The sequence below is a fragment of the Alkalihalobacillus alcalophilus ATCC 27647 = CGMCC 1.3604 genome (assembly GCF_000292245.2).
Taxonomy (GTDB): Bacteria; Bacillota; Bacilli; order Bacillales; family Bacillaceae_D; genus Alkalihalobacillus; species Alkalihalobacillus alcalophilus.
In genome coordinates this window covers 1-8,578 of the sequence record NZ_ALPT02000122.1, presented here as the reverse complement: position 1 = coordinate 8,578, position 8,578 = coordinate 1, and the positions used below count along the sequence as shown (strand labels likewise).

The window sequence follows — 8,578 nt, the reverse complement described above, 5'->3', positions numbered from 1 at the left end:
CGGTAATAGGTAATGAAAAAAGGGGTACTCTCCCAATTAGGGTTTGAATAAACCACAATAGGTAATGAAAAAGGGGTACTCTCCCAATTAGGGTTCGAATAAACTATAATAGGTAATGAAAAAGGGAAACTCGCTCAATTAGGGTTTGAAAAAACGGTAATAGGTAATGAAAAAGGGAAACTCATTCAATTAGGGTTTGAATAAACCACAATAGGTAATGAAAATCGTGACCTCCCACAATTAAGGTTCGAATTCCACCATTAGTGTCTCAAAGCTATATCGCAGAAAATAAAAAAAGAACAGTTAACAAGAAGCCACTAACCACTCGCTAACTGTTCTTTTTTATTGATTTAACTTCCATTTAGGAAGTTATCTTTTAAAATAAACTTGTACTATGTCCAGGGAATAGTCGAGCTTTTGGATCGATGTATGCTTTGGCGTTGTTAACCGCAGTTGGAGCTTCTCCAAAACCAGTAGCGATTAATTTAACTTTTCCTTCATAGGACGTGACATCACCAGCGGCGTAGACACCTTTAATGTTCGTTTCCATTTTTGTATTCACGACAATCGAGTTTTTGACAATTTCTAAGCCCCATTCTTTAATTGGACCAAGTGAAGAAACAAAACCGAAGTTAACGATTAATGCATCGACATCTAATTGATGAACCGTATCGCCTTTGATTTCTTGTAAGGTTACTCCACTAATAGCTTCGCCGTCACCTTGGATGTCAGAAATTTCATAAGGGGTCATGACATTCACTTTTGATTGATGTAGAAGTTCTACACTGTGCTCATGGGCACGGAATTTATCACGTCTGTGAACGAGTGTTACTTCTTTTGCAAGTGGTTCTAACATCAGTGACCAATCTAGAGCAGAATCTCCACCACCACATACGACCACTTTTTTGCCAGTGAATTGGCTTAGATCTTGAATGAAGTAGTGAAGGTTTTTGCCTTCGTATTGTTCGGCTCCTTCGACTTCAAGGCGTCTTGGTTGGAACGCTCCAGCTCCAGCTGTGATAATTACAGCTTTTGTATAATGTGTTTCTTTATCAGTTGTGATGATAAAGCTATCATCTTCCTGTTGTTCTAATGTTTTGACCGTCTGCTCTAATGAAAGAGTTGGGTTAAATTGTTGAGCTTGTTGTGTTAAGTTATCGACAAGTTCTTGAGCCTTTACTTTTGGAAATCCAGCGACATCATAAATATATTTTTCAGGATATAATGCACTCAGTTGTCCACCAAGTTGAGGCATGCTCTCGATAATTTTGACTTTAGCTTGGCGCATTCCTGCGTAAAATGCAGCAAATAACCCTGTTGGGCCACCGCCAATGATTGTAATATCATACATCTGTTCTTCGTTACTCATTTTGCCACCCCTATCAATTACATATCTACAAACACTCTTATTATACCCACACAAAATGACAAAAGAAAACATTATGTTTCATTTTATGCTTAAAAAAGTGACTGAATTTATGCATTTTTTAATTATCAAGGATAAAAAGCTATATAGAACGCATGTTAATAGATAGATTATGGAAATTGCAAAAAAGATGTTGAAAAAAAAACGAAAAAGCCATATCATTAGAATTGTATTTTGTGACTAAATTACGACAATCTTTTTATGAGAAAATTAACTTATTCCTTTCTATATGTATTAGTTCGTGAAATAGATCACAAAGAGGACTGGTTATCATTATAAATAATATGAAAATGGATGTGATTACTGTGAAAAAGCCAAGTATCGTGATTTTAGGTGCTGGGTACGGCGGCATGATTACAGCAACAAGATTAACAAAATTATTAACAGCTAATGAAGCAAATATTACGTTAGTAAACAAACATGATTACCATTATCAAACAACATGGTTACATGAGCCTGCTGCTGGGACATTATCTGCTGAACGTACAAGAATGCCTATTAAAAGCGTTTTAAATATGAATCGTGTTAAGCTTTTACAAGATGAAGTAGTTGAAATTAAAAAAGAAGACAAAAAAGTCATCTTAAAAAATGGTGAAGTGGACTACGATTATTTAGTAATCGGTCTTGGTTCTGAAGCAGAAACATTCGGTATTCCTGGAGTATTCGAACATGCGTTTAGTAAGTGGACGGTGAACGGGGCTCGTGAAGTGAAGGAGCATATTGAATACATTTTCGCAAAATATAACAACATGGAAGAGAAAAATGATGACATGTTATCATTTATTGTTGCGGGAGCTGGTTTTACGGGAATTGAGTTTATTGGTGAATTATCTGAGCGTATGCCAGAACTTTGCAGTAACTACGATATTCCACGTGAAAAAGTGAAAATGTACGTAATTGAAGCTTCTCCATCAGCATTACCAGGATTTGATCCTGAGCTTGTTGAATATGCTATGAATTTACTAGAAAACCGTGGTGTTGAATTTAAAATCAACTGTCCAATTAAAGAAGTACAAGCAGACGGAGTTATCCTTGCTAATGGAGACGAAGTGAAAGCTGGTACAATCGTTTGGGCAACAGGTGTAAGAGGAAACGCGGTTATCGAGAAATCAGGTTTTGATGCAATGCGTGGTCGTATTAAGGTTGAGCCTGAACTACGTGCACCAGGATTTGAAGATGTGTTTGTTATCGGAGACTGTGCGTTAATCATTAATGAAGAAATTAATCGCCCATACCCACCAACTGCCCAAATTGCGATGCAAATGGCGGATGTGTGTGCTGAGAATATTAAATCTTTAATTACAAAACAAGGTTCATTAAAAACATTTAAACCAGATATTAAAGGTACTGTAGCTTCATTAGGTGGGAAAGAAGCAATCGGTGTTGTTGGTTCTCGTAAGCTTTACGGAACACCAGCGAACTTTATGAAGAAAATGATTGACAACCGTTACCTATTTTTACTTGGTGGACCAGGACTTGCATTAAAGCGTGGTAAAAGCCCACTATAAGAAACAAATGTTTGTTAAAAGAAATATAAGACGGTAGAGGGCATTTGTTCTCTACCGTTTCCTTTTTATGTTCAACTAATTCATAAAATCGCCAAAGAGATGTTGCTTGACAAGCAAAATAGGGTTAATTAAAGTTGACGCTCTAAATGGACTTAAGTAAACTAACTATGATACGGAGGTGCAGAAGTGAATATTCCACAATTGGTCATTTCGATGATCTTGTTTCTTGTTCTCTTTTTTGGAATTGGATTTTTACTAAATATGGTGTTGCGCTCGACCTGGGTAATGGCCGTTGTTTATCCAATTATTGTTATACTTATCATTGATAATGTTTCATTCTTTGATTATTTCACATCGCCAGGAAGTGCTTTTCCGCTATTAGGAGAACAGTTTTTAGCGTTGAAAATGGTAGACGTCTTAGTTTTATCATCTGGATTTGTTGGTGCCATACTGTCGGGGATTGTGATTAAGATGCTTCGAGTCAGAGGGTATCAAATGTTTTAATATATCGACTATAAGATTAATGAGAGCACTGCGGATCACGTAGTGTTTTTTTTGTTCGTTGCAAAAAAGATTAGTCGTTATAATAGTTTAAATAATCTAAAAATTTATCTTTTATTGAATAGATTCCAATGTTTTTGGGGATGATTACTGAATGAGAGGAGTGAGCATAGTGAATAAGCTCAAAACAACAATTAGGCGAATTTTTATGGTCTGCCTATTTTTAGCCGCTTTATTATCAACCTTTTATACATTTTCCGGAGTGAGTGCCGAAGAAGTAGAGAGGTGGGCTTCTGAAAGGGTACATACTTTCAGTTCACAAGAGACTAGCCTACTCGGACAGAACGCTGGAATGAAAATAAGTGATCTGCAAGAGAGGTTTCTTCCGTTTCAAGTAAGAGAAGAACAATCCAAATCATTGGAAACAATCGAATCAAAACCAGTATCAATAGAAGAAGCGATTGATTGGAGTCAATACCCTGTTAATCGTGTGGTCGCTACTGGGTATACGGCTGGAGTTGAGTCGACAGGTAAATCACCAGGTCAACCTGGGTATGGAATAACATTCTCTGGAATTGAAGTGAGGAGAGATTTGTATTCAACGATTGCTGCCGATCCGTCCGTTTATCCAATTGGAACGATTCTTTTTATACCGGAGTATGGATATGGAGTCGTAGCGGACACAGGTTCCGCAATTAAAGGAAATAAAATCGATTTGTATTACGAAACGGTTTCAGATGTTTATAATAATTGGGGCAAAAGAGAACTTGATGTTTATGTGGTTAAAGTCGGTGAAGGAAAGATCACAAGTGAAGAATTAGATCTGTTAAATGAAGACGAAGCTGTACAAGTATTCCGTGCCCAACTCGGCAAATAAGAAAACACCACTATTGCAGGAGCGATAGTGGTGTTTTTTACAATTCAATGAATTAAAAAGTTTAATAAAAGGGTTAATGAAATTCCGAGTAATCCACCAAAAAAGACTTCAATCGGCTGGTGGCCTAAAAGCTCTTTTAGTTCCTTACGTTTTTCTTCTTCCTCTTTTTGGGGCCAATTTTTAACTTCACCAACGAGTTTATTAAAGTCGGTCACAAGCTGATTTAAAACAGTGGCATGATAACCGGCATGACGTCTTATTCCAGTAGCATCAAACATGACGATAATACCAAATATAGCACATACGGCAAACAAAGTTGAATCAAGTCCGTATTCTAAAGCAACGGCCGTTGTTACAGCTGTCACAGCCGCAGAGTGTGAACTAGGCATTCCACCAGTGCTTGTGAATAAAGTCCAGTCAAACTTCCTTGTCGGTATAAAAGCTAATGGAATTTTAATAAATTGGGCAAAGAAAATCGCAAATAAGGCTGCCCATAGAGGAAAGTTTTGCAAGATTTCCATATGTTCTGTAATCTTCCTTTCTAAAGTGACTGAACCAATCATTTACTGTCTTAAAAGATGTGTACATTATATCATAGAAAGTAACTTGGAAAAGTTAAAATAATCATGAGATTTTTTATGAAAGTGGAGAAAAATTTCGGTTTATATATTTAAAAGACACCTTCACATACTTTTTCATAAAATTAGGGACAGTAAGAGTACGTAAAAAACATTTATCATAAGTGGGATCTTTGTTTTCTCTTCTTCTGAAATAGGGCTTCTTGAGTAAAGATCCCTTTATTTTATAAGAAACCCTTCTTTCGGAATACGAAAGATTGTATAATAATATAATAATAAGTATATTTTGAACTATAGGAGCTGAATGACATGTATCAAGTAAATCGCACATTGAGTAATGAGCAATCTTATGATGCCCTAATCGTCGGAATTCATGAGCAAGAAGGCCTTCATTCTATTTTACAAGAAGTGGATAAAAATTTAGAAGGAAAACTAGCGGAACTCCTGAAAGCAAAGCAACTACATACAAAAAAAGGAGAATTAACGAAAGTTTTTACTTTTGGACAAGCAAACGCAAAGGTCATCTATACAGTAGGATTAGGTTCTAAAAAGTCATTTGATTTGGATAGTCTACAAAATGCGATTGGAAAAGTAGCCCGTCAAGTCACGACAGATAAATTAGCGAATCTTGCCATCGCGGTTGACAGTTTTCAATTGGAGGGTGCTTCGACGGAGGAGCTGATTCACGCGATCACTGAATCAATTGAATTAGCAGCTTATAAAGTGGATACATATAAGGAAAAAAGCAATGAAAAACCGTTTACTATTGAGTCTGTTACATTAATTGGTGAAGAAGCTGATGAATCTTGGGATAAAGTAGCACAAACAGGTCGAGCATTTGGAGAAGGAACAAATCTTTCTAGAAAACTTGTTAATCTCCCAGGAAATATGTTAACACCAACTTATTTAGCCGAAGAAGCGAAAAAGGTAGCGGACAAGCACGGTTTTGAATTTGATGTGCTTGAAAGAGAAGATATGGAAAAGCTTGGCATGGGAGCATTATTAGCTGTTGCAGCAGGCTCTGACCAACCTCCGAAAATGATTGTTCTTAAATACCAAGCGACAGAAAAGTGGGAAGATGTAGTCGGCTTTGTCGGAAAAGGTTTAACCTTTGATGCAGGTGGTATCTCTCTAAAGCCTGGCTTAAACATGCATGAAATGAAGGGTGATATGGGTGGTGCTGCTGCTGTACTTGGTGCAATGGACATCATTGGTCATATTAAACCTAACAAAAACATTTTAGCCGTTATCCCTTCAAGTGAAAATTTAATTAATGGTTCAGCATTAAAGCCAGGTGATGTAATTCGAGCGATGAGCGGAAAAACCATTGAAGTTCGTAACACTGATGCAGAAGGACGTTTAATTTTAGCCGATGGTGTCGCGTACGCTAAACAACTTGGTGCTAACTATTTAGTAGACGTCGCGACCTTAACGGGAGCAGTCCTTGTCGCATTAGGAAATTCGACAACGGGAGTCGTTCATAACAATAAAGAATGGTATGCCGAAGTGGAAGCAGCAAGTGAGCAATCACGCGAACCAATTTGGGCTTTCCCGACGCATAAACCATACCACGATTTATTAAAATCAAGCGATGTAGCTGATCTAAATAACGCACCAGGACGTTTAGGCGGAAGTATTACTGCCGGTCTCTTTATTGGAGAATTTGCCGAAGAGACACCATGGGTCCATCTTGATGTTGCAGGAACAGCATGGACAAGTAAAACAACACCAATAGGCCAACCAGGCGGAACAGGTGTCATGGCCAGAACATTAGCTTATTTAGCAGCAAAATAATCGAAAAACCTTCTTAATAAATCGAAGTTTTTTGGGCTTTTAAAACATAATATGAGCACGATAAACCTGTATCACTTGTTTTTGGTGATACGGGTTTTTTGCTTTTGAGGAGTAAATAAATGTAATTGAAAACACATAAATAAAATTACATAATTTTACTATATATGAATAATTAGGACTTTTTTGAAAGTTCATTTTAGGGAATTATCTGACAATAAGGAGCATAACAGATCATCTAGGAGTTGTTAGTAGCATTATGTTAGGAGAGTCATTTCAGAAAAGCTCATCCATTCTTATACCATTTATTGCTATAATACCGAAATATATAGGATTTGAGTGCAACCTTACTTTCGATTATGATCTAGTATGTGAAGTATTTTAAAAAAATCTATGAAACTTTTAGTCTTTTTTGACTAGTTTTAAGGTTTAAAACATATTCTCTGTTGATAACTAATAAATACATAGTGTAGAGAAGAACTAATCTAGGTAATAGTTTGTTCATTAGTTATATAGTTAATATCCGTTTTTTTACTAAAATGGGTGTTTCTTATAAAAGGTAGATAGAAAATGAGGAGGTTCAATTAATGAAAAAAATGACAGTAGGAATCTTGTTAGCTGGTATGCTTGTTTTATTAGCAGCATGTGGTAGTTCTGAGACAGGTGGATCAGGTGACAAGATTAAGGTAGGTGTAGCTAATGAGGAGCCGTATGGTTACATTGATTTAGCGACTGATAATGTGACTGGTGCTAATGCTGAGATCGCACGTGCTGTATTTCAAAGTATGGGTTATGAAGATGTAGAAGGTGAAATTACAGATTGGAATTCATTACTACCTGGTTTAAATGCTGGAAACTATGATGTTGTTACAGCGGGGATGGATATTCGTCCTGAGCGTTGTGAGCAAGCTGAATTTGCAAATGTAGAATTAGTTTATGGGGAAGGTATGGCTGTAGCTGCTGGAAATCCTCATAACTTACACAGCTATGAAGATTTAGCTGCTGCTGAAGATTTAACCGTTTCTATTATGGCCGCAGCGAATCAGATTGAAATGCTAAAGCAATTAGGAATGGATGAGAGCCGTATTATTACTGCTGATTCGATTGCTGATAATATTGCTGCATTAGAGTCAGGTGATGTAGATGCAACGGTTATGACAGAGGCAACTTTAACGGCAGCGTTAGAATCTGCAAATCTCGATGCGATTGAAAGAGCCGAGCCTTTTACACAGCCAGTCATTGATGGCGAGCCTGCGGTTGCTTATGGTGCTGCTGTTTTTGCTGATACAGATGAAGGCCGCGAGCTTCGTGATGAATACAACGAACACTTACAACAATTAATTGATTCAGGTGAATTATTAGAAATCATTTCAGAATTTGGGTTTGGTGAAGAAAACGTCCCTACAGGTGATGTAACGACAGATGATCGCTGTAACGCTTAATTCAAAACTGAAATAAAGAGAGTAAGCATGGTGTGTTGTTACAAATGTGGCTTCCTCCATGCTTTTTCTATATTCAGATTAGCTACGCCTGTTAGAAGCTCGAGAAAAATCAGTTGTCTTTATGAAGTCAAAGAGCGACTTCAAAAGTCACCTTGTATTTTTTCTCGCTTCTGAACGAACAGGCTTCGCTTTATAATCAATCTAGCTACACCTGTTAGAAGCTCGAGAAAAATCGGCCAGTCTATAAAGTCAAAAAGCGACTTTTTAGTCTGTCCTGTATTTTTTCTCGCTTCTGAACGAACAGGCTTCGCTTTATAATCAATCTAGCTACGCCTGTTAGAAGCTCGAGAAAAAATCGGCCAGTCTATAAAGTCAAAAAGCGACTTTTTAGTCTGTCCTGTATTTTTTTCTCGCTTCTGAACGAACAGGCTTCGCTTTATAATCAATCTAGCTAC

7 protein-coding genes are annotated in these 8,578 nt (G+C 37.1%); 5 read left to right on the top strand and 2 right to left on the bottom strand.

Going from position 1 to position 8,578, the window contains the following annotated elements; translation table 11 throughout:
- Positions 1 to 376 precede the first annotated feature (376 nt).
- Positions 377 to 1,369 (bottom strand): NAD(P)/FAD-dependent oxidoreductase, encoded by a 993-nt coding sequence (locus BALCAV_RS19965; RefSeq protein WP_003324180.1) that lies wholly within the window; start codon positions 1,367 to 1,369, stop codon positions 377 to 379.
- Positions 1,370 to 1,716: 347 nt separating this feature from the next.
- Between BALCAV_RS19965 and BALCAV_RS19960 the strand changes: the two genes are divergently transcribed.
- The 3 genes from BALCAV_RS19960 to BALCAV_RS19950 all read left to right on the top strand — a co-directional run bounded on the left by BALCAV_RS19960 (position 1,717) and on the right by BALCAV_RS19950 (position 4,312).
- Positions 1,717 to 2,934 carry an NAD(P)/FAD-dependent oxidoreductase gene (locus BALCAV_RS19960; RefSeq protein WP_200880908.1) on the top strand — a complete coding sequence of 406 codons (1,218 nt, stop codon included), beginning with the start codon at positions 1,717 to 1,719 and terminating at the stop codon, positions 2,932 to 2,934.
- 186 nt (positions 2,935 to 3,120) lie between these two features.
- Positions 3,121 to 3,438, top strand: a complete 318-nt coding sequence (locus BALCAV_RS19955) for a YuiB family protein (RefSeq protein ID WP_003324182.1) — start codon at positions 3,121 to 3,123, stop codon at positions 3,436 to 3,438.
- A 205-nt stretch (positions 3,439 to 3,643) separates the two neighbouring features.
- Complete coding sequence (locus tag BALCAV_RS19950) at positions 3,644 to 4,312, top strand: 3D domain-containing protein (protein WP_235213153.1); 669 nt, start codon at positions 3,644 to 3,646, stop codon at positions 4,310 to 4,312.
- Between the two features lie 44 nt (positions 4,313 to 4,356).
- On the opposite strand, the gene BALCAV_RS19945 is transcribed toward BALCAV_RS19950, so the two are convergent.
- The gene (locus BALCAV_RS19945) at positions 4,357 to 4,833 is read right to left on the bottom strand and encodes a divergent PAP2 family protein (protein WP_003324184.1); all 477 of its coding nucleotides are present in this window, start codon (positions 4,831 to 4,833) and stop codon (positions 4,357 to 4,359) included.
- A 366-nt stretch (positions 4,834 to 5,199) separates the two neighbouring features.
- On the opposite strand from BALCAV_RS19945, the gene BALCAV_RS19940 reads away from it, so the two are divergent.
- Together BALCAV_RS19940 and ehuB are read left to right on the top strand one after the other, a co-directional pair.
- Positions 5,200 to 6,684: a leucyl aminopeptidase gene (locus BALCAV_RS19940; RefSeq protein ID WP_003324185.1), complete on the top strand. Its 1,485-nt coding sequence runs from the start codon at positions 5,200 to 5,202 to the stop codon at positions 6,682 to 6,684.
- A gap of 584 nt (positions 6,685 to 7,268) precedes the next feature.
- Positions 7,269 to 8,123, top strand: a complete 855-nt coding sequence (gene ehuB / locus BALCAV_RS19935; protein WP_003324187.1) for an ectoine/hydroxyectoine ABC transporter substrate-binding protein EhuB — start codon at positions 7,269 to 7,271, stop codon at positions 8,121 to 8,123.
- Positions 8,124 to 8,578: the final 455 nt, after the last annotated feature.

Coding starts and splice junctions, on each gene's coding strand:
- BALCAV_RS19960 (WP_200880908.1), top strand. CDS start 1,717: ATGGATGTGATTACTGTGAAAAAGCCAAGTATCGTGATTTTAGGTGCT.
- BALCAV_RS19945 (WP_003324184.1), bottom strand. CDS start 4,833: ATGGAAATCTTGCAAAACTTTCCTCTATGGGCAGCCTTATTTGCGATT.
- BALCAV_RS19950 (WP_235213153.1), top strand. CDS start 3,644: ATGGTCTGCCTATTTTTAGCCGCTTTATTATCAACCTTTTATACATTT.
- BALCAV_RS19965 (WP_003324180.1), bottom strand. CDS start 1,369: ATGAGTAACGAAGAACAGATGTATGATATTACAATCATTGGCGGTGGC.
- ehuB (WP_003324187.1), top strand. CDS start 7,269: ATGAAAAAAATGACAGTAGGAATCTTGTTAGCTGGTATGCTTGTTTTA.
- BALCAV_RS19940 (WP_003324185.1), top strand. CDS start 5,200: ATGTATCAAGTAAATCGCACATTGAGTAATGAGCAATCTTATGATGCC.